Source organism: Streptomyces sp. NPDC045846 (assembly GCF_056431605.1).
Genome location: NZ_JBWKKJ010000004.1, coordinates 274011 through 297872 on the forward strand (window position 1 = coordinate 274011; position 23862 = coordinate 297872).

A 23862-nucleotide genomic window follows, 5' to 3' on the forward strand; every position below is an offset into this window, starting at 1 on the left:
TTAGGCGTTAGGCGTACGGGTTCAGCGTCCCGCGCCGAGGCGGCGCTTCGGCTTGGGCTCGGCGGCCTCGCTCCTCGCCCACAGGGAGCGGACGTGGCCCAGGTGCCGGGTCATGCACTTCTCGGCGGCCCGGGCGTCGCCCGCCAGCATCAGATCGAGGAGCTCGACGTGCTCCTCGGCGGACGGGATCAGCTCGTCGCGCTGGTCGAGCGCGGTCAGGCCGTACAGGCGGGAGCGCTTGCGCAGGTCGCCGACCGTCTCCACCAGGCGCTCGTTGCCGCCCAGCGCGAGCAGCGAGAGGTGGAAGCGCCGGTCCGCCTCCAGGTAGCCGATGAGGTCGTGGTCGCGGGCCGCGCGCACGATCTCCTCGGCGACCGGCCGGAGCGCCTCCAGGTCGGCGCGGTCCGCGGTGCGGGTGATCCGGCCGACCATGGGGACCTCGATCAGCGCCCGGATCTCGGTGTACTGGTCGAGGTCGCGCTCGTTGACCTCGGTCACCCGGAACCCCTTGTTGCGCACCGGCTCCACCAGGCCCTCGCGCGCGAGGTCGAGCATCGCCTCGCGTACGGGGGTCGCGGAGATGCCGAAGTCCTCGGCGAGGCCGGGCGCGGAGTAGACCTGGCCGGGGCGGAGTTCGCCGGAGATCAGCGCGGCACGCAGCGCGTGGGCGACCTGGTCGCGCAGTCGCTCGGTGGTGGCGATGACCTTGCTCTGCTTCAGGTGACCCATGCTGCTGTTCCTCCGTACCGAGCGGAGACCCAGAGTACAATGTCACGTTACTTTTGCGAATCGTTCTGCTCGGACGAGACCTCGGGAGCCAGGGCGGCCAGCGCTCCGAGCGGGACCGGTGTCGCGAACGGGCGCCGCTCGGCGGGCGGTTCGGCGCCGCCCGCGAGGCAGGACACCGCCGTCCCGCACGTCCGGCCCTGGCACCAGCCCATGCCGGCCCGGGTGAACAGTTTGACCGTGCGCGCGTCCCGGGCGCCGTCCTCCTCGACGGCCTCGCGGATGCGGCCCGCCGTCACCTCCTCGCAGCGGCACACCTCGGTGTCGTCGGTCAGCCACTCGGTCCAGCCGGGGCCCGGCGCGTGCGTGGCCGCCATGGCTTCGGCGAAGGCGCGCAGCCGGGTGCGGCGCGACCGCAACTGCCGCACGCGCCCGCCCGGTCCGGGGTTCCCGCCGAGCCGGGCCACGATCGCGCGCGCCGCCAACTCCCCTTCTGAGCGCGCTAGTTGGGCGCCCCCTACGCCGCCCGGTTCGCCTGCCGCCCAGAGTCCGCGTACGGAGGTCTCCAGGCGGTGGTCCAGGGCGAGGGCGAGGGTGTGGTCGGGGGTGCGGCGGGTGGCGCAGCCGAGCGAGGTGGCCAGCTCGATCCCGGGCACCAGGCCGTGCCCGACGGCCAGCGCGTCGCAGGCGACCTCGCGGCCCGTGCCCGCGATCGGCCGCCACCGTTCGTCGAGCCGCGTTACGGTGACCGCCTCCACGCGTTCGGCGCCGTGCACCTCGGTCACCGCGCTGCGGGTGCGCAGCGCCACCCGGTGCCGCAGCAGCGCCGCCCCGTGCACGGCCGCCTCGGCGAGCTTGTGCGGGTTGGCGGCGAGCGCGCCGGGACGCCGGGCGTACCCGAGGTATCCGGACGCCTCGACCACGGCGGGGACTTCGGCCCCCGCCCCGGCGAGCGAGGAGGCGACGGCCAGCAGCAGCGGCCCGCTCCCCGCGACCACCACCCGCTTCCCCGGCAGCACGAGTCCGGCCTTGAGCATGGCCTGCGCGCCCCCAGCCCCGACCACGCCCGGCAACGTCCAGCCGGTGAAAGGCAGTTGGCGCTCGTACGCGCCGGTCGCGAGCAGCACGGCCCGCGCCCGGACCCGTACCGGCCGCTCGTCTCCGCCGTCGGTGCCCGTCACGGCGTGGACGGTCCAGTCGGTGTCGCCCCCGCGCTCCACCGTCCAGACGTGGTGGCCCGCGAGATGCGTGACCCCGCTGGTCTCCAGGCGCGCCCGGAGATCGGCGAAGGCCGCCCAGTCGTGGTGCAGCGCCTCGGGCCGCCGGGCGCGCAGCGCGGAAGCGGGCTGCCGGTAGAACTGCCCGCCGACCCGCCCGGCGAGGTCCAACAGAGCGACCCGCAACCCGAGTTCAGCCGCCACAACGGCCCCCGCAAGCCCAGCGGGCCCACCCCCCACCACAGCAAGGTCATACCCCACCACCGGCCCACCCCCACCCCCCAGGGGCACGGGGAACTGCGCGACCAGCCCACCACGGTCCGAGGCCGAACCCCGAGCGCACCCCGCCCCGGACACACCCGCATCACCCCCACCCCCCAGGGGCGCGGGGAACTGCGCGACCAGCCCAGAACCGTCCGCAGCCGAACCGTCCCGCCCACCCCCGAGGGGCGCGGGGAACTGCGCGACCAGCCCACCACGGTCCGCAGCCGAACCCCGAGCGCACCCCCCGGCCGCCGCAGGCCCCGGGGCCACAGCGCGCGGGGCCCGGGGCGAAGCCCCGACGCCCTCCGAGCACCCCGAAGCGGAAGGCCCGGCATCCCCCAGGCACCCCGACGCGGAGGGCCCGCAGGGGCCCACCCCGGCGGGGTCAGACGGCGAGGTCGGCACGACCGTGACCTCCCTGCGTGAGGACCGCGTCACCGGGCCCCGCGGGCACCAGGCAGGCCCGCCGGTTCGGCACCCCGTTGATCACCGCGAGACACTCGAAGCACTGCCCGATGCCGCAGAACGCCCCGCGCGGGCGGCCCCCCACGCGGGTGGTGCGCCAGGCGAGGATGCCCGCGCCCCACAGGGCGGCCGCGACGGACTGGCCGGGCAGTGCGGGCACGGGGCGCCCGTCGACGGTGATCTCGAAGGCGGGCCCGGGGCGGGCCCCGGCCAGTTCGAGCGGGTTTCGGGCCACCAAGGGCCTCCCTTCCTGGCGGTACGGACGTTCCTGGGGGTGCGGATGTTCCCAGCGGTGTGGACGGCTCAGCGTGTGGATGGCTAAGCGTGTGGATGTCCAGCGGCGCTCACGGGGTGCCCGGGACGCGATCACTCGGCGCCGGTGTCGAACCGGGACGGGTCGAACGGACCGATGTCGAGGGCGGGTCGGACCCCGGCCAGGCAGTCCGCGATGATCCGGCCCGTCGCCGGGGCGAGCCCGATGCCCGCCCCCTCGTGGCCGCACGCGTGCAGCAGACCGGGCACGCGCGGGTCCGGCCCGATCGCCGGGAGGTGGTCCGGCAGATAGGGCCGGAAGCCCGCGTACGTACGGATGGTCCGCACGTCGGCGAGGACCGGGAACAGGGCGGTCGCCCCGGCCGCGAGGCGGCACAGGGCCTCGACGGACAGGCCCCGGTCGAAGCCGACCCGCTCGCGGCTCGCCCCGATCAGGACCGGGCCCGCCCGGGTGCCCTCGATCACCAGCGAGGTCTGGAGCGCGGCCGAGCCGCTGGCCACGTCGGCGATGTAGTCCGCCGCGTACACCTTGTGCCGCACGACGCGCGGCAGCGGTTCGGTGACCAGGACGAAGCCGCGCCGGGGCAGCACCGGCAGCAACACCCCGGCCAGTCGGGCCAGTTCACCGCCCCAGGGGCCCGCCGCGTTCACCACGTAGGGCGCGTGCAGCACCCCGGTGGCGGTCCGCACCCCGCGCACCGCGCCGCCGGGCCCGGTCAGCAGTCCGGTGACCTCCTCGCCGAGCCGCACCTCGGCGCCCGAGGCGCGCAGCAGGTGGGCGGCGGCGAGGGCGGGCATGACCTGGGCGTCCTGGGGATAATGGACGCCGCCCGCGAGACCCTTCGCCAGGTGCGGCTCCAGGTCGTGCAACCGGTCGGCCGCCACGTCGCGTACGGTCACGCCCGCCTTCTCCTGGCCCGCCGCGAAGGTGCGCAGCGCGGCCATCCCCGTCTCGTCGGAGGCGACGACGAGACCCCCCTTGGGCTCGTACTCGACCCCGCGGGGCAGCAGTTCGGCGAGCTCGGCCCACAACACGCTTGACTGGCGGGCGAGTTCGAGCTCCGGCCCCGGTTCCTTGTCGGAGACGAGGAGGTTGCCCTCGCCCGATCCCGTCGTGCCGCCCGCCACCGGCCCGCGGTCGAGCACGGTGACGGAGAGGCCGGCGCGGGCCGTGTAGTAGGCGCACGCGGCCCCCACGACCCCGGCCCCCACGACGATGACGTCCGAGGTGCTGCGCATGGATCTCATGGACACCTCAGTAATATTTCACATGGCACCAGCCCTGCCAAGATGCCCCCGCGAGCAACTCCCGTACGGGGCCTCCCCTGTGGGCCCCGTACGGCCAAGGGAGGATAAAAGAGTTCCCGACACCTTGTCAGTGCAATTTCACATTACTATGTTACGGGTCACATTCCAGCCTCCCGGGGCTGTCCGAACTGTTCACGGAGTGACCACTGATGAACAAGCGCACCTGCACCGCCCTCGCCGTGGCCCTCACGGCGACGCTCACCCTCGGCGCGGCCGGCTGTTCCGGGGCGAAGCACCCGAGTGCGGGCCAGTCGGGCAGGGGGAACCCCGCCGTCGAGAACGTGGGCAAGGTGATCGGTGGCACCCCGGTCAAGGGCGGCACCCTCACCGTCCTGTCCAACCAGGACTTCACCCACCTCGATCCGGCCCGCAACTGGGTCATGACCGACATGGACTTCGGCACCCGGCTGCTCTACCGCACCCTGGTGACCTACCGGGCGGCCCCGGGAACCGCCGGCGGCGAGCTGGTGCCCGACCTCGCGACCGACCTCGGCACCGCCTCCAACGGGGCCCGCACCTGGACCTTCCACCTCAGACCCGGGCTCGCCTACGAGGACGGCACGCCGATCACCGCGCGGGACGTCAAGTACAACGTGGAGCGCTCCTTCTCGCCCGACCTGCCGGGCGGCGCCGACTACGCGGCCCGCTACCTCACCGGCGCCGAGGGCTACCAGGGCCCCGCCCAGGGCAAGCACCTCGACTCGATCAAGGTCCCCGACGACCACACGATCGTCTTCGAACTGCGCAAGCCCTTCGCCGAGTTCCCCAACGCCGCCGCCATGCCCACGTTCGCGCCCGTGCCCCAGGCCAAGGACACCGGCCCCCAGTACGACAACAGACCCTTCTCGTCGGGCCCGTACAAGATCGAGTCCTACGACCGCAACAAGCAGCTCACCCTGGTGCGCAACACGCACTGGGACGCCTCGACCGACCCGGTCCGCAAGGCCTACCCGGACCGCATCGTGGTGACGATGGGGCTCAAGGGCACCCAGATCGACGACCGCCTCATCGCCAGCCAGGGCGCGGACGCCTCCGCGGTCTCCTGGGCGGCGCTGCGCCCCGAGAGCGCGCCGAAGGTGCTGCCGAGCGCCGAGGTGCGCTCCCGCCTCGTCGCCGAGTCCAGCAACTGCACCGACATGGTCCAGATGGACACCGGACGGGCCCCGTTCAGCGATGTGAAGGTGCGCCAGGCGGTGATGTACGCGCTCGACAAGGACGCGGTGCTCACCTCGTCGGGCGGGCCCGCGTTCAACGACCTCTCCAGCGCCTACATGCCGGCCACCCTCTTCGGCGGCAAGCAGCCCGACACCCTCAAGATCCCCGCCACCGGTGACGTCGCCAAGGCCAAGGAGCTGCTCAAGGAGGCGGGCAAGGCGGGCGGTTTCGCGACGAAGATGACCGTCTCCACCGGCGACAAGGGCCGCGCCGAGGCCATCCAGGAGTCGCTCGCCAAGGCCGGGATCAAGGTCACCATCGAGACCGTGGACCCGTCCGCGTTCTACGCCACCATCGGCGACACCAAGAACCGTACGGACATCGTCTACTCCGGCTGGTGCCCCGATTACCCGTCCGGCTCCACGTTCCTGCCGTTCGTCTTCGACGGGCGCTCCATCAAGGACAAGGGCAACCAGGGCAACCACTCGCTCTTCCGCGACGACGCGACCATGAAGCGCATCGACGAGATCTCCGCGATGCCCGACGCCAAGGCCGCGGCCCTGGCCTGGCAGCAGCTCGACGGCGAGATCCTCGCCAAGGCCCCCGCCGTCCCCGTCCTGGTCCGGCGCTGGCCGCTGGTGCTCGGCACCAACATCGCGGGCGGCTACGGCCAGACGTCCTTCGAGGGGCAGCTCGACTACGCCACCATCGGGCTCAAGAACCCCGCCAAGAGCGGGAATTGAGGCCCGCCCGACCATGACCACCTCGGTGAAGACCCCCGCCGCCGCGCCCGCGGCGGCTCCCGGCCGCGGGCCCTGGCGACTGGCCCGCGCGGAGCTGCGCCGCCGCACCTCCGTGAAGATCTCCCTCGGCGTCGTCGTCCTGTTCCTCCTCATGGCGGCGGGCGCCCCGCTGCTCAGCGCGCTGTGCGGCTGGGCGCCCGACGCGTTCGACAAGAGCGCCGTCGACCCCTACCTCGGCGGCCAGCCGCTCGGCCCGCTCGGCGGGATCTCCGCCGACCACTGGCTCGGCGTCGAACCCGTCACCGGCCGCGACCTGTTCTCCCGCGTCGTCCACGGCGCCCAGGTCTCCCTGCTCATCGCCCTGAGCGCGACCGCCATCGTCGTGGTCGCGGGCACCGCCGCCGGGATCGCGGCCGGCTACTTCGGCGGCCGCACCGACACGGTGCTCTCCCGCCTGATGGACCTCACCATGTCCTTCCCGTCCCTCATCTTCATGATCGCGATGATGTCGGTGGCCAAGGACGTCAACCGCATCCTGCTGATGACCGCCGTCATCGGCCTGTTCGGCTGGCCCGGCATCGCCCGCGTGGTGCGCGGCCAGACCCTCTCGCTCAAACACCGCGAGTACGTGGACGCCGCCCGCGTCGGCGGCTCCGGACCCTGGCGCATCCTGACCCGCGACATCCTGCCCGGGGTGGCCGGACCCGTCATCGCGTACACCACGCTCATCGTCCCCGGCATGATCGCCACCGAGGCCGCGCTCAGCTACCTCGGCGTGGGCGTGCGTCCGCCCACCCCGTCCTGGGGCCAGATGATCGCCGAGAGCGTGTCGTTCTACGACACCGACCCGATGTACTTCGTCATCCCGAGCGCCTGTCTGTTCCTGACCGTGCTCGCCTTCACCCTGCTCGGCGACGCGCTGCGCGACGTCCTCGACCCGAGGGGGAGCCGCACATGACCCGCTACCTCGCCCGCAGGGTGCTCGGGGTGATCGGGGTGCTCATCGCGATCGCCGCCGTCACCTTCACCATCTTCTACGTCCTGCCCTCCGACCCGGCGGCCGCCGCCTGCGGCAAGTCGTGCAGCACCGAACGCCTGGAGGCCATCCGCGCCCACATGGGCCTGGACCAGCCGCTGTGGCGCCAGTTCTGGGACTTCGCCTCCGGGATCTTCACCGGCCGCACCATGGGCACCGGCCAGTACGCCCTGCACTGCGACTTCCCGTGCCTGGGCTACTCGTACGAGAACAGCGAGTCCGTGTGGGCGCTGCTCATGGACCGGCTGCCCGTCTCGGCCTCCCTCGCCGTGGGCGCGGCCCTGCTCTGGCTGCTGCTCGGCCTGTCCGCCGGGGTCGCCGCCGCGCTGCGCAAGGACACCTTCACCGACCGGGCCCTGATGGTGGGCGCGGTCGCCGCCGCCTCGCTGCCGGTCTACTTCACCTCGGTGATGCTGATCTACGGACTGATCCGGGTGGCCGGACTCCTGCCCTACCCGCAGTACGTCTCCCTCACCTCCGACCCTCTGCACTGGGCCTCCAACCTGCTGCTCCCCTGGATCGCCCTCGCCTTCCTGTACGCCGCCATGTACGCCCGCCAGAGCCGCGGTTCGATGATCGAGACGATGGCGGAGCCCTACATCCGCACCGCCCGCGCCAAGGGCCTGCCGCGCCGCACGGTCGTCGTCAAGCACGGGCTGCGCTCCGCGATGACCCCGATCCTCACCCTGTTCGGCATGGACCTGGGCGGGCTGCTCGCGGGCGCGGTCATCACCGAGTCCATCTTCGGGCTGCCCGGCATCGGGCGGCTCTTCTACGGCGCCCTGTCCACCGGCGACCAGCCCGTCATCCTCGGCGTGACCCTGCTCGCCGCCGCCTTCATCGTCGTGGCCAACCTGGCCGTCGACCTCCTGTACGCGGTCGTCGACCCGCGAGTGAGGCTCTGATGACTCCACCCTCCGACCCCCAACCCCTGCTGTCCGTACGGGACTTGAGCGTCACCTTCACCACCGGACGCGGCACCGTACGGGCCGTCGACACGCTCTCCTTCGACGTCCACCGGGGCCGCACCCTCGGCATCGTCGGCGAGTCCGGCTCCGGCAAGTCCGTCACCTCGATGGCCGTCCTCGGCCTGCACACCGGCGCCGAGGTCACCGGCTCCATCACCCTCGACGGCCAGGAGCTGGTGGGCCTGCCCGAACGCGCCCTGAACCGGGTGCGCGGCCGGCGCATCGCGATGATCTTCCAGGACCCGCTCTCCAGCCTGCACCCGTACTACACGGTCGGCGAGCAGATCGCCGAGCACCACCGCGTCCACTTCAACTCCCGCCGCGCCGAGGCCCGCAGGCGGGCCGTGGAAATGCTCGCCGAGGTCGGCATCCCCGAGCCGGGCCGCCGGGCGGGCGAGTACCCGCACCAGTTCTCCGGCGGCATGCGCCAGCGCGCGATGATCGCCATGGCGCTCGCGTGCGAGCCGGAGCTGCTCATCGCGGACGAGCCCACCACCGCGCTCGACGTCACCGTGCAGGCCCAGATCCTGGAGCTGCTCGCCCGGTTGCAGGAGGAGCGGGGCCTGGCCGTCGTGATGATCACCCACGATCTGGGGGTGGTGGCCCGGGTGGCCCACGAGGTCCTGGTGATGTACGGCGGCCGCGCGGCCGAACAGGCACCGGTGGACACCCTGTTCGCCGTGCCCGCCCACCCCTACACCCGTGGCCTGCTCGACTCGCTGCCCCGCCTCGACGACAGCGACGACGCGCCCCTGCGCGCCATCCCGGGCAGCCCGCCCTCCCTGCTCACCCCCTCCCCGGGCTGCGCGTTCGCCCCCCGCTGCCCGCGCGCGGCCCTCGCGAGCACCGCCCAGCGCGAGCGCTGCGAGAGCGAACGCCCCCTCCTCGGCGGCCCCGAGGGCCACCCGGTCGCCTGCCACCTCCCCGCGTACGAAGGCGTAGCGTCATGAGCACTGCGACAGACCAACCCCTGTTGTCCGTACGGGACTTGAGGATGCACTTCCCCGGCAGGCGCGGCCGCTCCGCGCCCGTGCGGGCGGTCGACGGCGTGAGCTTCGACGTGGCGGCGGGCGAGACGCTGGGCCTGGTCGGCGAGTCCGGCTGCGGCAAGTCGACCACCGGCCGCATGATCGTGCGGCTCCTGGAGCCGACCTCGGGGACGATCGCGTACGAGGGCCGCGACATCAGCCGCCTGAACCGCCGCGAGCTGCGGCCGGTGCGCAAGGACCTCCAGATGGTCTTCCAGGACCCGCACTCCTCCCTCAACCCGCGCCAGACGGTCGCCCGCATCATCGCGGACCCGCTGCTGGCACACGGCGCCGCGGAGTCGGCGGCGCGGGCCCGGGCGGTCGAGCTGATGGACCTGGTGGGGCTGATCCCCGAGCACATCGACCGCTATCCGCACGAGTTCTCCGGCGGCCAGGCCCAGCGCATCGGGATCGCCCGCGCGCTGGCCCTCGACCCGAAGCTGGTCGTCGCGGACGAGCCGGTCTCCGCGCTCGACGTCTCCGTCCAGGCCCAGATCGTCAACCTCATGGAACGCCTCCAGAAGGAGCTCGGCCTGGCCTACCTCTTCATCGCGCACGACCTGTCGGTGGTGAAGCGGGTCTGCGACCGGGTGGCGGTGATGTACCTGGGGCGGGTGGTCGAGGTGGGTGCGAAGGAGCGGGTGTACGCGGCGCCGGCCCACCCCTACACCCAGGCCCTCCTCTCCGCCGTGCCGCTGCCCGATCCGGCGGCCGAGCGGGCCCGTTCGCGGATCACGCTTCTGGGCGACCCGCCGAGTCCTGCCGCGCCGCCGTCGGGGTGCGCGTTCCACCCTCGGTGCGGGCGGGCTCGGGCGCGGTGCGGGGTGGAGGCGCCGCTCCTGCGGGTCGCCACGCCGGGCGAGCCCCGCGAAGTCGCCTGCCACTACCCCGGCCCGGCGTGAACACCCTGGGGCTCCGCCCCAGACCCCGGAGGCCCCCACCCCGCCCCTTCCCTAAACCCTCCGGGGGTTGAAGGCACTCCTGGGGGCTCCGCCCCCAGACCCCCGATCGCGCCTGAACGGCGCTCGTCCTCAAACGCCGGACGGGCTGAAGATGCTGATGCTGACCAGCACCAGTGCTGTTAGGGGCGCGGGGAACTGCGCGAGAAGCGAGCACGGCCCGCGCACGAAAGCGGGTTTCAAGGGGCGCGGGGAACTGCGCGAGGAGCGGGCACGGTCCGCGGACCGAAGGGGGTTAGGGCGCGGGGAACTGCGCGGCTACAGGACCATGCTGCCCAGGGGGCGGCCCGGGCGGGGGCCGGGGAGGATGTAGAAGAGGGCCGAACCGTAGTGCTCCGCAAAGGAGTTGAGCGCATCCCCCGCCACCAACCGCTGCTGCACCCGCACGAAGAGCGAGGGATCCTTCATGTAGGCCAGGAAGAGCAGCCCCCGGTCACCGGGGCTGTTCTCGTAGGAGTAGCCGCGCCGCAGCATGCGGGCACCGTCGTCGAGGCCCGGGTTCGTGAGGCGTACGTGCGCGTCCGCGGGCAGCACGTACCCGCCCTCGGGGGTCCGCGCGTCCACGTCGACGTCGTCGTGCTCGGCGCCACCCTCCAGCGGCTCGCCCCCGCGTTTGCGGCGTCCGATGATCTGCTCCTGCCGGGCCACGGGCAAGCGGCCGAACTCCTCGACCCGGAGCCGCACCCGGCGTACGACGAGGAAGGTACCGTCGGCGTACGGGCCGGGCCCGGACAGCCACACCCAGCGCTCGCTGTCCTGGGCCGTGGGATTGGCCGTGCCGTCCTTGAAGCCGAGCAGGTTGCGCGGGGTCTCGCCCTCGCGCCGGGAGGCGAAGGGGCCGGGCTGCTCGGTCGGCAGGAAGCCCGCCTGGCGCCAGCGCGGCCGGAGCACTCCGGCGCCCGCGCCCGCGAGCAGCCCGGCGATCCGCTCGCACGCCTTGGGGTCGCGCGCGCAGATCTGCACCCCGATCTCGCCGCCGCCCGCCCCCGCGTCGAGGTGCTCCCCGTCGAACGCGGGCAGCTCGCGCAGCCCCTCGGGGGCGCCGACGCCGAGCCGCTGCGGCAGGGCGGGTCCGATGCCGACGGTCGCGGTGGTCCCCGGTTCGAGCCCGGTGAGCGACTCGCTCCACCGCGCGAGCAGCCGCCGCACCGCGTCCCGCCCGGGGGCTCCGCGGGTGCCCGGGGTGAGGTCGTAGGAGAGGACGAGCGCGTGCTGGGGCTGGGGATCGGTCACCCCGCCCTGCCGGACGGGCCCCGCGGGCGCGCCGCGCTCGGGGCGCGGCTCGCGCGGGGGCGCCTCGTCGCATCCGGTCAGCGCGAAGGCGACGGGGAGGCCGGCGAGGAGAGTGCGGCGACGCACGCTGGGGTCACTCAAGTCATCGTACAAAACAGTACATTTCGTGAGAGAGGTGGTGCGCACGATACACCGGCGGCGCGAGGTTTCCGGGCTTCCGCGATTCGGTGTTTCCCGGGCCCGGCGCGCAGAAGTGACGAGGTCCACATCCGTACCGCCCAGGGCCGTTCCCACCAGCCGGAATCTGTCGGTGGACAGTCGATATCCGTCATCCGTTTTCTGTTATCCGGGCACGGCCGGGCTGTTCTCCTCTCCGTCGGGTCAGTTAGGTTCGGTGCTCCGGGAGAGTGGACGAGGCGTGATCAGTGAACAGGCAGCCGCGGTGGTCGTCGCGGCCCGGGACGGGGATCAGCAGGCGCGGGACGAGCTCGTCGCCGGATATCTGCCGCTCGTGTACAACATCGTCGGCCGGGCGCTGCACGGGCACGCCGACGTCGACGACGTCGTGCAGGAGAGCCTGCTGCGGATGCTCGACGGGCTCGGCTCGCTGCGCGACCCGGAGGCGTTCCGGTCCTGGCTGGTCGCCGTCACCATGAACGAGATCCGCCGGTACTGGCAGGGCCACCGCCGTACCCCCGTCGACGGCGGACTCCACGACGCCCACGACGTGGCCGACCCCGGCGCCGACTTCGTGGACCTCACCATCGTGCGGCTCGGCCTGTCCGGGCAGCGCAAGGAGGTCACCGAGGCCACCCGCTGGCTGGAGCCCGACGACCGGGCGCTGCTCTCGCTGTGGTGGCTGGAGGCGGCCGGTGTGCTCACGCGGGGCGAGGTCGCCTCGGCGCTCGACCTGTCGGCCGAGCACGCCGCCGTACGCGTCCAGCGCATGAAGGGCCAGCTGGAGACCGCCCGGGTCGTCGTCCGCGCGCTCGCCGGGATCGAGCGCTGCGGCGAGCTGTCCGGGCTCGCCCTGTCCTGGGACGGGGTGCCCTCCGCCCTGTGGCGCAAGCGCATCGCCCGGCACGCCCGCACCTGCGCGGTGTGCTCCGGGCACTGGAGCGGGCTCATACCCGCCGAGGGCCTCCTCGTCGGACTGGCCCTCGTCCCCGTCGCGGCCACCACCGCCGGGCTGCTCGCCGTGCTGCACGGAGCCGGACCGTCGCTCCAGACCGCCGCCCTCGCCACGGACGCCCCCGCGCCCGGCGCCCCGACCCAGCCCCTCCCCCACGCCGCCCCGCGCGGCACCCGCGCCGCCCACCGCAAGGGCCGCGTCCCCGCCTCCCGGCGCGACCGGCGCGACCAACGGGCACGCCGCAGGCGCCGGGCCGCCGCCGTCATCGCGGGCATCGCCACGATCGCCGCCCTCGGCGGCGCCTTCCACTTCCTCACGGACTCCGGGCAGGAGGCCTCCCGCACCGTCGCGGACGCCCCCGCCACCACCACGGACGCGGCGGCCGACGGCATCGGCGCCAAGCCCGTGCCGCCGAGCCCCTCCGCCTCCAACTCACCTGTCAAGCCCAGCAGTTCACCGAGCCCCAGCGCGAAGAAGTCGACTCCCCCGGCCAAGCCGTCCAGCCACCCCGCCGCGCCGAAGCCGAGCGCCACCACCAGGCGCGCGGCCACCGGCGCCGACACGGGCGAACCCGCCGCCGTCCAGGACGTGCTCGCCCTCGTCAACTCCGAGCGCGCCAAGGCCGGTTGCTCCGCCCTGACCACCAACCCGAAGCTGTACAGCGCCGCGCTCAAGCACTCCGAGAACATGGCCGCGCAGAACTTCTTCGACCACACCGACCCGAGCGGCGCGGGCCCCGGCGAGCGGATCACCGCCGCCGGGTACCAGTGGAGTACGTACGGCGAGAACATCGCGCGCGGCCAGGCCGACGCGGCCGCCGTCATGGACTCCTGGATGCACAGCCCCGGCCACCGGGCCAACATCCTGAACTGCGCGTTCAAGGAGATCGGCATCGGCGTGCACTACGGGTCCGGCGGGCCCTGGTGGACCCAGGACTTCGGCACGCAGAGCTGAGGACCGCTCAGCAGCGGCACACGACGGCGGGCCCGGGTTCGAGAACCCGGGCCCGCCGTCTGCGCAAGGGGCTCAGCCCTCGTCCTCCAGGTCGCCCTCGGTCTCCAGGTACACCTGGCGCAGCGCTTCGAGGACCGCCGGGTCGGGCTTGGCCCACATGCCGCGCGACTCGGCCTCAAGGAGCCGCTCCGCGATGCCGTGCAGGGCCCACGGGTTGGCGTTCTGGAGGAACTCGCGGTTGGCCGGGTCCAGGACGTACGTCTCGGTCAGCTTGTCGTACATCCAGTCGGCGACCACGCCCGTGGTGGCGTCGTAGCCGAACAAGTAGTCCACGGTGGCGGCGAGTTCGAAGGCACCCTTGTAGCCGTGGCGGCGCATCGCCTCGATCCACTTGGGGTTCACCACCCGGGCCCGGAAGACCCGCGAGGTCTCCTCGACCAGGGTGCGCGTCTTGACGGTCTCCGGACGCGTCGAGTCGCCGATGTACGCCTCGGGGGCGGTGCCGCGCAGCGCGCGGACGGTCGCCACCATGCCGCCGTGGTACTGGAAGTAGTCGTCCGAGTCGGCGATGTCGTGCTCGCGGGTGTCGGTGTTCTTCGCCGCGACCGCGATCCGCTTGTACGCCGTCTCCATCTCGTCCCGGGCCGGACGCCCGTCCAGCTCGCGGCCGTACGCGTAGCCGCCCCACACCGTGTAGACCTCGGCGAGGTCGGCGTCGGTGCGCCAGTCGCGGGAGTCGATGAGCTGGAGCAGGCCCGCGCCGTAGGTGCCCGGGCGCGAACCGAAGATGCGGGTGGTGGCCCGGCGTTCGTCGCCGTGCTCCGCGAGGTCGGCCTGCGTGTGGGCGCGTACGAAGTTCTGGTCGGCGGGCTCGTCGAGCGAGGCGGCCAGACGCACCGCGTCGTCGAGCAGCCCGATGGTGTGCGGGAACGCGTCGCGGAAGAAGCCCGAGATGCGCAGGGTCACGTCGATGCGGGGGCGGCCGAGCTCGTCGAGCGGGATCGGCTCCAGGCCGGTGACCCGGCGCGAGGCGTCGTCCCAGACCGGGCGCACGCCGAGCAGCGCCATCGCCTCGGCCACATCGTCGCCCGCCGTGCGCATCGCGCTCGTCCCCCACAGGGAGAGCCCGACCGAGGTCGGCCAGTCGCCGTTGTCGGTGCGGTAGCGGTCGGCGAGGGACTCGGCGAGGGCCTGACCGGTCTCCCAGGCGAGCCGGGAGGGGACGGCCTTGGGGTCGACCGAGTAGAAGTTGCGGCCGGTCGGCAGGACGTTGACCAGACCTCGGAGGGGGGAGCCGGAGGGGCCCGCCGGTACGAAGCCGCCGTTGAGGGCGTGCACGGTGTGGTCGAGCTCGGCGGTGGTCGCGGCGAGGCGCGGCACGACCTCGCGGGCCGCGAACTCCAGGATGGCGCGGACCTGTTGGGGCTGGTCGGCCGGGATCGCGGCGAGGTCCCAGTCGGCGTCGTCCATCAACTGCACCAGCGCGCGGGCCTTGTCCTCGGCCTCGTCGGCGGTGGTGCGGGTGGCCGCCGACTCGTCCAGGCCGAGCGCCTCGCGCAGACCGGGCAGGGCGGTGGTGCCGCCCCAGATCTGGCGGGCGCGCAGGATCGCGAGGACCAGGTTGACGCGGTCGGCGCCCGCCGGGGCGTTGCCGAGCACGTGCAGGCCGTCGCGGATCTGGACGTCCTTGATCTCGCAGAGCCAGCCGTCGAGATGCATGATGAAGTCGTCGAAGCCCTCGTCCTCGGGGCGGTCTTCGACCCCCAGGTCGTGGTCGAGCTTGGCGGCCTGGATCAGCGTCCAGATCTGGGCGCGGATCGCGGGCAGCTTGGCCGGGTCCATGGACGCGATCTGGGCGTGCTCGTCCAGGAGTTGCTCCAGGCGCGCGATGTCGCCGTAGGAGTCGGCGCGGGCCATCGGCGGCACCAGGTGGTCGATGAGCGTGGCGTGCACCCGGCGCTTGGCCTGGGTGCCCTCGCCCGGGTCGTTGACCAGGAACGGGTAGACCAACGGGATGTCGCCGAGCGCGGCATCGGGACCGCAGGCGGCGGACAGGCCCGCGTTCTTGCCGGGCAGCCACTCCAGGTTGCCGTGCTTGCCGAGGTGGACCATCGCGTCGGCGCCGAATCCGCCGTCGGCGGCGGGGGCCGCGATCCAGCGGTAGGCGGCCAGGTAGTGGTGCGAGGGCGGCAGATCGGGGTCGTGGTAGATCGCGATCGGGTTCTCGCCGAAGCCGCGCGGCGGCTGGATGAGGATCAGCAGGTTGCCGCGGCGCAGGGCCGCCAGCACGATGTCGCCCTCGGGGTTGCGGCTGCGGTCCAGGAACATCTCGCCGGGCGGCGGCCCCCAGTGCTCCTCGACGTCCGTACGCAGCTCCTCGGGCAGCGTCGCGTACCAGCGCCGGTAGTCGGCGGCCGGGATGCGGACCGGGTTGGCGGCCAGCTGCTCCTCGGTGAGCCAGTCCTGGTCGTGGCCGCCCGCGTCGATCAGGGCGCGGATCAGCTCGTCGCCGTCGCCGGACACCAGACCCGGGATCTCGTCCTCGGGCCCGAAGTCGTAGCCCTCCGCGCGCAGTCGCCGCAGGAGCGCGACGGCGCTCGCGGGGGTGTCGAGGCCGACCGCGTTGCCGATGCGGGAGTGCTTGGTCGGGTACGCGGACAGCACCAGCGCGATGCGCTTGTCGGCGGCCGGGATGTGCCGGAGCCGGGCGTGCCGCACGGCGATCCCGGCGACGCGGGCGGCGCGCTCTTCGTCGGCGACGTACGCGGGCAGCCCGTCCTCGTCGATCTCCTTGAAGGAGAACGGGACGGTGATGAGGCGGCCGTCGAACTCGGGCACCGCGATCTGGCTGGCCGCGTCGAGCGGGGAGACGCCCTCGTCGTTCTCCTCCCAGGCGCTGCGCGAGCCGGTCAGGCAGAGCGCCTGGAGGATCGGCACGTCCAGGCCGCTGAGCGCGCCCGCGTCCCACGACTCGTCGTCGCCGCCCGCCGACGCGGTGGCGGGCTTGGTGCCGCCCGCGGCGAGGACGGTGGTCACGATGGCGTCGGCGGCGCCCAGCTCCTCGATGAGCTCCGGCTCGGGGGAGCGCAGCGAGGACACGTACAGCGGGAGCGCGCGGGCGCCCGCGGCCTCGATCGCGCCGCACAGGGTGTCCACGAAGGCGGTGTTGCCGCTCATGTGGTGGGCGCGGTAGTAGAGCACCGCGACGGTGGGGCCCTCGCCCGGGTTCGCCGTACGCTCCAGCGGGCCCCAGGACGGGGCGGGCGCGGGCGGCTCGAAGCCGTGGCCGGTGAGCAGCACGGTGTCGGACAGGAAGCGGGCGAGCTGGTCGAGGTTGGCCGGGCCGCCGTGCGCGAGGTAGGCGTGCGCCTCGGCGGCGATGCCGACGGGCACGGTGGAGGCGGCCATCAGCTGGGCGTCCGGGGCCTGTTCACCGGTGAGCACCACGACGGGCAGGCCGCTGGCGGTCAGCTGGTCAAGGCCGTCCTGCCAGGCGCGTACGCCGCCGAGCAGGCGAACGACGACGAGACCGACGCCGTCGATCAGCGCGGGCAGGTCGTCCAGGGCGAGCCGGGAGGGGTTGGCGAACCGGTAGGGCACCGGGCCGTTCGCCGCGCGGGCGCTCAGCAGGTCGGTGTCGGACGTCGACAGGAGCAGGATGGGGCGGGGGTCCTCTGCGGGCTCCCCGGACGAGTGCAGCATGCGGCGTCAGGCCTTCCTCGGGGTGTCCGCGCCCCGGGTGGTGTCGGAATGGGTCTCCCCGAGTCGGGGAAGGGGAGTTCCTGACTCACCCGGCCGGGCGCGAGGCTCGGTCCGGGCTCACAGTGGCGGGACCGCGCCGGAATCTCACCGGGCTTCCTCCCCCTGTCGCCGTCGCCGGCGCGTGCCGGGCCAGGTGGCCCGCCGCCTGCATAGTAGCGACCCCGCCCGGCCCCTCGGCGGGGCGGCGTCCCTGGGGGGCGCGGCACGCTTGGCTGCGCGGCCCTGGTCCCCTTCGGCCGCGGACCGTGCGGGGTTGCTCGCGCAGTTCCCCGCGCCCCTTGGCGGCATGGTGCTGTCCAGCACGGGCAACCTCAGCCCGTCCGGGTCTGGGACGGAGCCCCAGGGCCCCTGCGGACCGTGCGTGGCTGATCGCGCAGTTCCCCGCGCCCCTGGCAGCGTCGTGCTGGCCCGCAGGGGCATCTTCAGCCCGTCCGGCGTTTGAGGACGAGCGCCGTTCAGGCGCGAACCGGGGTCTGGGGCGGAGCCCCAGGGCCTCTGCGGACCGTGCGGGGTTGCTCGCGCAGTTCCCCGCGCCCCTCAACCCCCTTCCGTCCGCCGACCGTGCGTGGCTGATCGCGCAGTTCCCCGCGCCCCTTGGCGGCATGGTGCTGTCCAGCGTGGGCAACCTCAGCCCGTCCGGCGATTGAGGGCGAGCGGCCTCAAGGTGCGATGCGGGGTCTGGGGCGGAGGCCCAGGGGGTGGGGGCGGCGGCACGCCGGCGGAGGGGCGGGGTGGGGGGACTCGCAGGGTGGCCACCGCCTCCCTCGTGGGTATGCTCGCCGCCATGCCGCCCCCAGCCACAACACCCTCACACCAGGGCGAACCCCCTATAGAGGGCGCCTCGGGAGCAGTCGCACGCGAACCCGGCACACCAGCCCGCCCCGCGACCACCCCCACCCCCCGCCCCCACCCCGTCGTACGGGACCGCGGCGACGCCTGCCCCGGCGCCCTCCGCCTGCACACCGCGGACGACGGCAGGCTGGCCCGACTCCGGCTGCCCGGCGGCACCTTGACGAACCGTCAGGTACACGCGCTGGCCACCGCGGCCGAGCGGTACGGGGACGGCCACCTCGGCATCACCTCCCGCGGCAACGCAGAGTTGCGCGGCATCGGCAACACCTGCGGCGACGGCCTCGCCGAACTCCTGCGCCACACCGCCCTGTTGCCCTCCGAGAGGCACGAGCGCATCCGCAACATCGTGGCCACCCCCCTGGCCGGCCTCGACGACCGGGGCCACGGGCACACCCCCGCCTGGGTGCGCGCACTGGACGCGCTGCTGTGCGGCCAGGACTGGACGGCCGCCCTCTCGGGCCGGTTCCTGTTCGTCCTCGACGACGGCCGGGGCGACGTCGCGGGCCTCGGCGGCGATGTGACCTTGCTCGCACAAGCGGGGGCCACGGCCCTCGTACGCGTCGGGCCGAGCACCCTGCGGGTGGCGGCGGACGACGCCCCGCGGGCAGCGCTCGCGGCCGCCCGCGCCTTCCTCGACACCGCGGCCGCCGCGGGCAACGGCGCCTGGCGGGTCCGCGAACTCCCCCCGGACCACCCCGTGGACCTCGCGGGCGCCCTGGCCCGGGACGGCATCACGGCAGCCCCGGCGCCATTCCCGGACGCCCGCTCGGCCGCCCCGGCCCCCGGCATCGTGGCCGCCCCCGACGGAACGTACGCCCTGATCGTGGCTCCCGTGCTCGGCCGGGTCGGCGCCCCCGCCCTGCGCGCGCTCGCCGGCCCCCGCGACGAGGTCAGGATCACCCCGTGGCGCCAGTTCGTGATCCCCGGGTTCGACGAGCACGCGGCCCACGAGCGGCTGCGGGAGCTCGAAGACGCCGGGTTCGTCACCGACCCCGGATCGCCGTGGGCCGGGGTCGGGGCGTGCACCGGGCGGCCCGGCTGCGCCAAGGCGCTGGCCGACGTGCGCCGGGACGCCCTGCCGGGGCGCGGCGTACTGCCGGTCTACTGGTCGGGGTGCGAGCGCCGCTGCGGGCATCCGCACGGCGACTGGGTGGACGTGACCGCGACCCCGGACGGCCACTACACGGTGGCGGTACGGGGCGCGCGCGAGCGTCAAGTACCGGTAGGAGAAGGCGAGTTGGCGGACGCTGTCGCCACGGCGCGGAGCGAGGGGCCATGAGGGCCGCACGCGGCACGGCGACGTGCACGAGTCCCAGCACGGCAGCCGTGGGCACGGCAGCCGCGAGCCCGACGCCACGGCCCGCCCCCGCACCGCACGCGCAAGCCACCCGGCCCGCACCGCACACGCGAGCCACCCTCCCGGCCCCGGCCCGCACGACCACCGCAGCCACCACTGCCCCTGCCACTGCCACCACCGCCACCACACCCGCACGTACGACGACAGCCCGCCCACTGCCCACACCGCACGGGGCGACGACACAGCCGCACCGGACGCAGGCGACGGGGACAACGACGAGATGAGCGAGAGCACAGTGTTCGACTACGAGAAGGACGGCGCGGAGATCTACCGCCAGTCCTTTGCCACGATCCGCGCCGAGGCGGACCTCACCGGCCTGCCCGCCGACGTGAGCCAGGTCGCGGTCCGCATGATCCACGCCTGCGGCATGACGGACCTGCCCCGCGACCTCGGCTTCACGCCCGGCGTCGTGGCCCGGGCCCGCGAGGCGCTGCGCGCGGGCGCGCCGATCCTGTGCGACGCGCGGATGGTGGCGAGCGGCGTGACCCGCAAGCGGCTGCCCGCCGACAACGAGGTCCTGTGCACGCTGGCCGACCCGTCGGTGCCCGAGCTCGCCGCGAAGCTGGGCACCACGCGCAGCGCCGCCGCCCTTGAGCTGTGGCGCGACCGGCTGGACGGCGCGGTCGTGGCCGTCGGCAACGCGCCCACCGCGCTGTTCCGGCTGCTCGAAATGATCGAGGAGGGCGCGCCGCGTCCGGCCGCCGTCATCGGCGTGCCGGTCGGCTTCATCGGCGCCGCCGAGTCCAAGGACGCGCTCGCCGCGCACCCTTCGGGCCTGGAACACCTGGTGGTACGGGGCAGGCGCGGCGGCAGCGCGATCGCCGCGGCCGCGCTCAACGCGATCGCGAGCGAGGCGGAATGAACGAGAGCGCGATGAACCGGAACAGCGAGCAGGACAAGGCCACCTCCGACGCCCTCACCGGCACCGAGGTCAGCGGGCCCACCGGTCGGCTGTACGGGGTCGGGCTCGGGCCCGGGGACCCGTCCCTGATGACGGTGCGCGCGGTGGAGGCCATCGCGGAGGCCGACGTGGTGGCCTACCACTCGGCGCGCCACGGCCGCTCCATAGCGCGCTCGATCGCGGCGAAGCACATCCGTGCCGACCACATCGAGGAGAAGCTGGTCTATCCGCTCACGGTGGAGACCACCGACCACCCCGGCGGCTACCGGGGCGCCCTGAACGACTTCTACGAGGAGGCCTCGGCCCGCCTCGCCGAGCACCTGGACGCGGGCCGCACGGTCGCCGTGCTCGCCGAGGGCGACCCGCTGTTCTACGGCTCGTACCAGCACATGCACAAGCGGCTCGCGCACCGCTACCCCACCGAGGTGATCCCCGGCGTGACCTCGGTGAGCGCGGCGGCCGCCCGGCTCGGGGAGCCGCTGGTGGAGGCCGAGGAGATCCTGACGATCCTGCCCGGCACGCTGCCGGAGGAGGAGCTCACCGCACGGCTCGCCGCGACCGACTCGGCGGTGGTGATGAAGCTGGGCCGCACCTTCACCAAGGTGCGTACGGCGCTGGAGCGTTCGGGGCGCCTGGAGGAGGCGCGGTACGTGGAGCGCGCCACCATGGCGGGCGAGCGCACCGGCAGGATCGCCGACATCGACCCGGAGTCGGTGCCGTACTTCTCCGTCGCGGTGCTCCCGAGCCGCATCGACGCGACGCCGCCCGTGCGCGCGCGGGGCGAGGTCGTGGTCGTCGGCACCGGCCCGGCGGGCCCGCTGTGGCTGACCCCCGAGACGCGGGGCGCGCTCGCCGCCGCCGACGACGTGGTCGGCTACACCACGTACGTGGACCGGGTGCCGGAGCGGCCCGGGCAGCGGCGGCACGGTTCGGACAACAAGGTGGAGTCCGAGCGCGCCGAGTTCGCCCTCCAACTGGCCCTGCGGGGCAGGCGGGTCGCCGTCGTCTCGGGCGGGGACCCGGGCATCTTCGCGATGGCCACCGCCGTCCTGGAGGTCGCCTCGCAGCCGGAGTACGCCGACGTCCCCGTGCGGGTCCTGCCGGGGGTGACCGCCGCCAACGCGGCCGCCGCCCGCGCGGGCGCCCCGCTCGGCCACGACTACGCGACCATCTCGCTGTCCGACCGGCTCAAGCCCTGGGAGGTCATCGCGGAGCGCCTGCACGCGGCGGCCTCGGCCGATCTGGTCCTCGCGCTCTACAACCCCGGATCGGCGAGCCGTACCTGGCAGGTCGCCAAGGCCCGCGAGCTGCTCCTGGAGCACCGAGCCCCGGACACCCCGGTGGTGGTCGCCCGGGACGTGGGCGGGCCCACCGAGCGGGTCCGGATCGTACGTCTTGCCGAACTCGACCCGGCCGAGGTCGACATGCGCACCATCCTGCTGATCGGCTCCTCGCAGACCCGGACCGTACGGCGCGGGGACGGCGAGGAGATCGTCTGGACCCCGCGCCGCTACCCGGAGAACTGACGCACCCAGGCGGCCGCCTCCTCGGGGGTGGCCGCCACGGTCACGCCGTCCGGCACGGGCGGCCGCCGCACCACGACGACGGGGAGGCCCGCCTCGCGGGCGGCGGCGAGCTTGGGCGCGGTGGCGGCGCCCCCGCTGTCCTTGGTCACGAGCACGTCGACGGCGGCCCGCCGCAGGATCTCCCGCTCCCCTTCGAGGGTGAAGGGGCCCCGGTCGAGCAGGACCTCCATGCGGGCCGGGCAGGGCGGCTCGGGCGCGTCCACCGAGCGCATCAGGAACCACAGCTCGTCGAGGTGGGCGAAGGCGGCCAGGCCCATCCGGCCGGTGGTGAGGAACACCCGGCGCCCCAGCGCGGGCAGCAGCGCGGCCGCCTCGTCGAGCGAGTCCGCGGGGTGCCAGCGGTCGCCGTCACCGGGGACCCAGCCGGGCCGCCGCAGGGCGAGCAGGGGAACATGGGCCGCGGCCGCGGCCGACGCGGCGTTGAAACTGATGGTCCGGGCGAAGGGGTGGGTGGCGTCGATGAGCGCGTCCACCTCGTGCGTACGCAGCCACTCCGCGAGCCCCTCGGGTCCGCCGAAGCCGCCGACGCGGACCTCCCCGTCGGGCATCCGGGGCGCGGCGACCCGCCCCGCGAGCGAACTGGTCACGCGCAGCCCGGAGACCTCGGCGCCGTGCAGCAGCCCGGCCAGCCGACGGGCCTCGCCCGTACCCCCCAGAATCAAGACGTGCACAGGATCAGGTTCCGTTCGTGAGTGAGGCCGATGGTCATGAGTGGTGTGTGGGCAAGGCCGACGGTCATGAGTGGTGTGTGGGCAAGGCCGACGGTCACGAGTTTCGTCGATGAGGGTGCGGGCGTGCGGTGCCGGGGGCTCAGGCCGTGAGTGAGGCGACGGGCGGGCGCGGCGCCCAACTCAAGCACACCGGTCTGCGCCCCGGCTGGACGACCGGCGCCTGCGCGACGGCGGCCACCACGGCCGCGTACACCGCGCTGCTGACCGGCGACTTCCCCGACCCGGTGACGATCACGCTGCCGCGCGGGCAGACCCCCGCGTTCGCGCTGGCGGCGGAGGAACTGACCGCCCGGCAGGCGATGGCGGCCGTGGTGAAGGACGCGGGCGACGACCCGGACGTCACCCACGGCGCGCTGATCCGCTCGACGGTACGGCTGCTGCCGCCCGGCTCGGGCGTGGTCTTCCGGGCGGGCGCGGGCGTGGGCACCATCACGCTGCCCGGCCTGCCGCTGCCGGTGGGCGAACCGGCGATCAACCCGGTGCCGCGCCAGATGATGACCGAGCACGTGGCGCTGGTCGCCGGGCGGCACGGCGCCCCCGGGGACGTGGAGATCACCGTCTCGGTGGACCACGGCGAGGAGATCGCCCGCTCGACCTGGAACCCGCGCCTGGGCATCCTGGGCGGCCTGTCGATCCTCGGCACGACCGGCATCGTGGTGCCGTACTCGTGCTCCGCGTGGATCGACTCGATCCGGCGCGGCGTTGACGTGGCCCGGGCGGCGGGCCGCACCCATGTGGCGGGCTGCACGGGCTCGACGTCGGAGAAGACGGTGGTCGCGGAGTACGGGCTGCCCGAGGACGCGCTGCTCGACATGGGCGACTTCGCGGGCGCGGTCCTGAAGTACGTACGCCGCCACCCGGTGGACCGCCTCACGATCTGCGGCGGCTTCGCCAAGCTGTCCAAGCTCGCCGCGGGCCACCTCGACCTGCACTCGGCCCGCTCGCAGGTGGACAAGCCGTTCCTGGCGGCCCTGGCCCGCACGGGCGGCGCGGCCAAGTCGCTGGCGGCCGAGGTGGAGCAGGCCAACACCGGCCTCGCGGCACTCCAGTTGTGCACGGCGGCCGGGGTGCCGCTGGGCGACCTGGTGGCGGCGCGGGCCCGCGACGAGGCGCTCGCCGTGCTGCGGGGAGCGCCGGTCGCGGTGGACGTGATCTGCATCGACCGGGCGGGCAACGTGGTGGGCCGCAGCAGCCCCGCGGGGCCGTGAGCTG

At 74.0% G+C, this 23862-nt stretch carries 18 protein-coding genes and 1 riboswitch; of the genes, 11 read left to right on the plus strand and 7 right to left on the minus strand.

Annotation, left to right across the window (positions count from 1 at the left end; translation table 11 throughout):
- Positions 1–21: 21 nt before the first annotated feature.
- From AC07F3_RS13480 to AC07F3_RS13495, 4 genes are all read right to left on the minus strand, one after another.
- The gene (locus AC07F3_RS13480) at positions 22–729 is read right to left on the minus strand and encodes a GntR family transcriptional regulator (RefSeq protein ID WP_479113547.1); all 708 of its coding nucleotides are present in this window, start codon (positions 727–729) and stop codon (positions 22–24) included.
- Between the two features lie 47 nt (positions 730–776).
- A complete protein-coding gene (locus tag AC07F3_RS13485; RefSeq protein WP_479113549.1) occupies positions 777–2147 on the minus strand; it encodes an FAD/NAD(P)-dependent oxidoreductase in 1371 nt (456 codons plus the stop codon).
- A gap of 445 nt (positions 2148–2592) precedes the next feature.
- On the minus strand, positions 2593–2907 hold the full coding sequence (locus AC07F3_RS13490; RefSeq protein ID WP_479113551.1) for a (2Fe-2S)-binding protein: 315 nt from the start codon (positions 2905–2907) through the stop codon (positions 2593–2595).
- 131 nt (positions 2908–3038) lie between these two features.
- Positions 3039–4184, minus strand: a complete 1146-nt coding sequence (locus AC07F3_RS13495; protein ID WP_479113552.1) for an NAD(P)/FAD-dependent oxidoreductase — start codon at positions 4182–4184, stop codon at positions 3039–3041.
- A gap of 218 nt (positions 4185–4402) precedes the next feature.
- Between AC07F3_RS13495 and AC07F3_RS13500 the strand changes: the two genes are divergently transcribed.
- From AC07F3_RS13500 to AC07F3_RS13520, 5 genes are read left to right on the plus strand one after another with little or no spacing between them, the layout of a single operon-like run.
- A complete protein-coding gene (locus tag AC07F3_RS13500; protein ID WP_479113554.1) occupies positions 4403–6151 on the plus strand; it encodes an ABC transporter substrate-binding protein in 1749 nt (582 codons plus the stop codon).
- A 13-nt stretch (positions 6152–6164) separates the two neighbouring features.
- Positions 6165–7109, plus strand: a complete 945-nt coding sequence (locus AC07F3_RS13505; RefSeq protein WP_479113556.1) for an ABC transporter permease — start codon at positions 6165–6167, stop codon at positions 7107–7109.
- On the plus strand, positions 7106–8092 hold the full coding sequence (locus AC07F3_RS13510) for an ABC transporter permease (protein WP_479113558.1): 987 nt from the start codon (positions 7106–7108) through the stop codon (positions 8090–8092). Before AC07F3_RS13505 ends, AC07F3_RS13510 begins: the two co-directional genes overlap by 4 nt.
- A complete protein-coding gene (locus AC07F3_RS13515; protein ID WP_479113560.1) occupies positions 8092–9105 on the plus strand; it encodes an ABC transporter ATP-binding protein in 1014 nt (337 codons plus the stop codon). Before AC07F3_RS13510 ends, AC07F3_RS13515 begins: the two co-directional genes overlap by 1 nt.
- A complete protein-coding gene (locus AC07F3_RS13520) occupies positions 9102–10085 on the plus strand; it encodes an ABC transporter ATP-binding protein (protein WP_479113562.1) in 984 nt (327 codons plus the stop codon). The genes AC07F3_RS13515 and AC07F3_RS13520 overlap by 4 nt, the downstream gene beginning before the upstream one ends.
- 315 nt (positions 10086–10400) lie before the next feature.
- On the opposite strand, the gene AC07F3_RS13525 is transcribed toward AC07F3_RS13520, so the two are convergent.
- A complete protein-coding gene (locus AC07F3_RS13525; protein ID WP_479113564.1) occupies positions 10401–11516 on the minus strand; it encodes a Dyp-type peroxidase in 1116 nt (371 codons plus the stop codon).
- A gap of 277 nt (positions 11517–11793) precedes the next feature.
- Here AC07F3_RS13525 and AC07F3_RS13530 point away from each other — a divergent pair, with 277 nt between their 5' ends.
- A complete protein-coding gene (locus tag AC07F3_RS13530; RefSeq protein ID WP_479113565.1) occupies positions 11794–13461 on the plus strand; it encodes a sigma-70 family RNA polymerase sigma factor in 1668 nt (555 codons plus the stop codon).
- 72 nt (positions 13462–13533) lie between these two features.
- On the opposite strand, the gene cobN is transcribed toward AC07F3_RS13530, so the two are convergent.
- Positions 13534–17163 (minus strand): cobaltochelatase subunit CobN, encoded by a 3630-nt coding sequence (gene cobN / locus AC07F3_RS13535; protein ID WP_479113566.1) that lies wholly within the window; start codon positions 17161–17163, stop codon positions 13534–13536.
- Between the two features lie 74 nt (positions 17164–17237).
- Positions 17238–17322: riboswitch (cobalamin riboswitch) on the minus strand.
- 413 nt (positions 17323–17735) lie between these two features.
- On the opposite strand from cobN, the gene AC07F3_RS13540 reads away from it, so the two are divergent.
- The 4 genes from AC07F3_RS13540 to AC07F3_RS13555 all read left to right on the plus strand — a co-directional run bounded on the left by AC07F3_RS13540 (position 17736) and on the right by AC07F3_RS13555 (position 21859).
- Positions 17736–17870, plus strand: coding sequence for a hypothetical protein (locus tag AC07F3_RS13540; protein ID WP_479113568.1), 135 nt, complete (start codon positions 17736–17738; stop codon positions 17868–17870).
- A 125-nt stretch (positions 17871–17995) separates the two neighbouring features.
- Positions 17996–19354, plus strand: a complete 1359-nt coding sequence (locus AC07F3_RS13545; RefSeq protein WP_479113570.1) for a cobalamin biosynthesis protein CobG — start codon at positions 17996–17998, stop codon at positions 19352–19354.
- Between the two features lie 298 nt (positions 19355–19652).
- The gene (locus tag AC07F3_RS13550) at positions 19653–20294 is read left to right on the plus strand and encodes a precorrin-8X methylmutase (protein ID WP_479114041.1); all 642 of its coding nucleotides are present in this window, start codon (positions 19653–19655) and stop codon (positions 20292–20294) included.
- Positions 20295–20305: 11 nt separating this feature from the next.
- Positions 20306–21859 carry a precorrin-2 C(20)-methyltransferase gene (locus AC07F3_RS13555; protein ID WP_479113572.1) on the plus strand — a complete coding sequence of 518 codons (1554 nt, stop codon included), beginning with the start codon at positions 20306–20308 and terminating at the stop codon, positions 21857–21859.
- Here AC07F3_RS13555 and AC07F3_RS13560 read toward each other — a convergent pair.
- Positions 21844–22590: a cobalt-precorrin-6A reductase gene (locus AC07F3_RS13560; RefSeq protein WP_479113574.1), complete on the minus strand. Its 747-nt coding sequence runs from the start codon at positions 22588–22590 to the stop codon at positions 21844–21846. The genes AC07F3_RS13555 and AC07F3_RS13560 overlap by 16 nt on opposite strands.
- Positions 22591–22736: 146 nt before the next feature.
- Here AC07F3_RS13560 and AC07F3_RS13565 point away from each other — a divergent pair, with 146 nt between their 5' ends.
- Positions 22737–23858: a cobalt-precorrin-5B (C(1))-methyltransferase gene (locus tag AC07F3_RS13565; RefSeq protein WP_479113576.1), complete on the plus strand. Its 1122-nt coding sequence runs from the start codon at positions 22737–22739 to the stop codon at positions 23856–23858.
- The last annotated feature ends 4 nt before the right edge of the window (positions 23859–23862 follow it).

What these genes read in the sequence shown, in the direction of transcription:
- AC07F3_RS13555 (WP_479113572.1), top strand. Translation starts at nt 20,306, where the DNA reads ATGAACCGGAACAGCGAGCAGGACAAGGCCACCTCCGACGCCCTCACC.
- AC07F3_RS13510 (WP_479113558.1), top strand. Translation starts at nt 7,106, where the DNA reads ATGACCCGCTACCTCGCCCGCAGGGTGCTCGGGGTGATCGGGGTGCTC.
- AC07F3_RS13505 (WP_479113556.1), top strand. Translation starts at nt 6,165, where the DNA reads ATGACCACCTCGGTGAAGACCCCCGCCGCCGCGCCCGCGGCGGCTCCC.
- AC07F3_RS13545 (WP_479113570.1), top strand. Translation starts at nt 17,996, where the DNA reads ATGCTCGCCGCCATGCCGCCCCCAGCCACAACACCCTCACACCAGGGC.
- AC07F3_RS13480 (WP_479113547.1), bottom strand. Translation starts at nt 729, where the DNA reads ATGGGTCACCTGAAGCAGAGCAAGGTCATCGCCACCACCGAGCGACTG.
- AC07F3_RS13515 (WP_479113560.1), top strand. Translation starts at nt 8,092, where the DNA reads ATGACTCCACCCTCCGACCCCCAACCCCTGCTGTCCGTACGGGACTTG.
- AC07F3_RS13500 (WP_479113554.1), top strand. Translation starts at nt 4,403, where the DNA reads ATGAACAAGCGCACCTGCACCGCCCTCGCCGTGGCCCTCACGGCGACG.
- AC07F3_RS13495 (WP_479113552.1), bottom strand. Translation starts at nt 4,184, where the DNA reads ATGCGCAGCACCTCGGACGTCATCGTCGTGGGGGCCGGGGTCGTGGGG.
- cobN (WP_479113566.1), bottom strand. Translation starts at nt 17,163, where the DNA reads ATGCTGCACTCGTCCGGGGAGCCCGCAGAGGACCCCCGCCCCATCCTG.
- AC07F3_RS13520 (WP_479113562.1), top strand. Translation starts at nt 9,102, where the DNA reads ATGAGCACTGCGACAGACCAACCCCTGTTGTCCGTACGGGACTTGAGG.
- AC07F3_RS13550 (WP_479114041.1), top strand. Translation starts at nt 19,653, where the DNA reads ATGAGCGAGAGCACAGTGTTCGACTACGAGAAGGACGGCGCGGAGATC.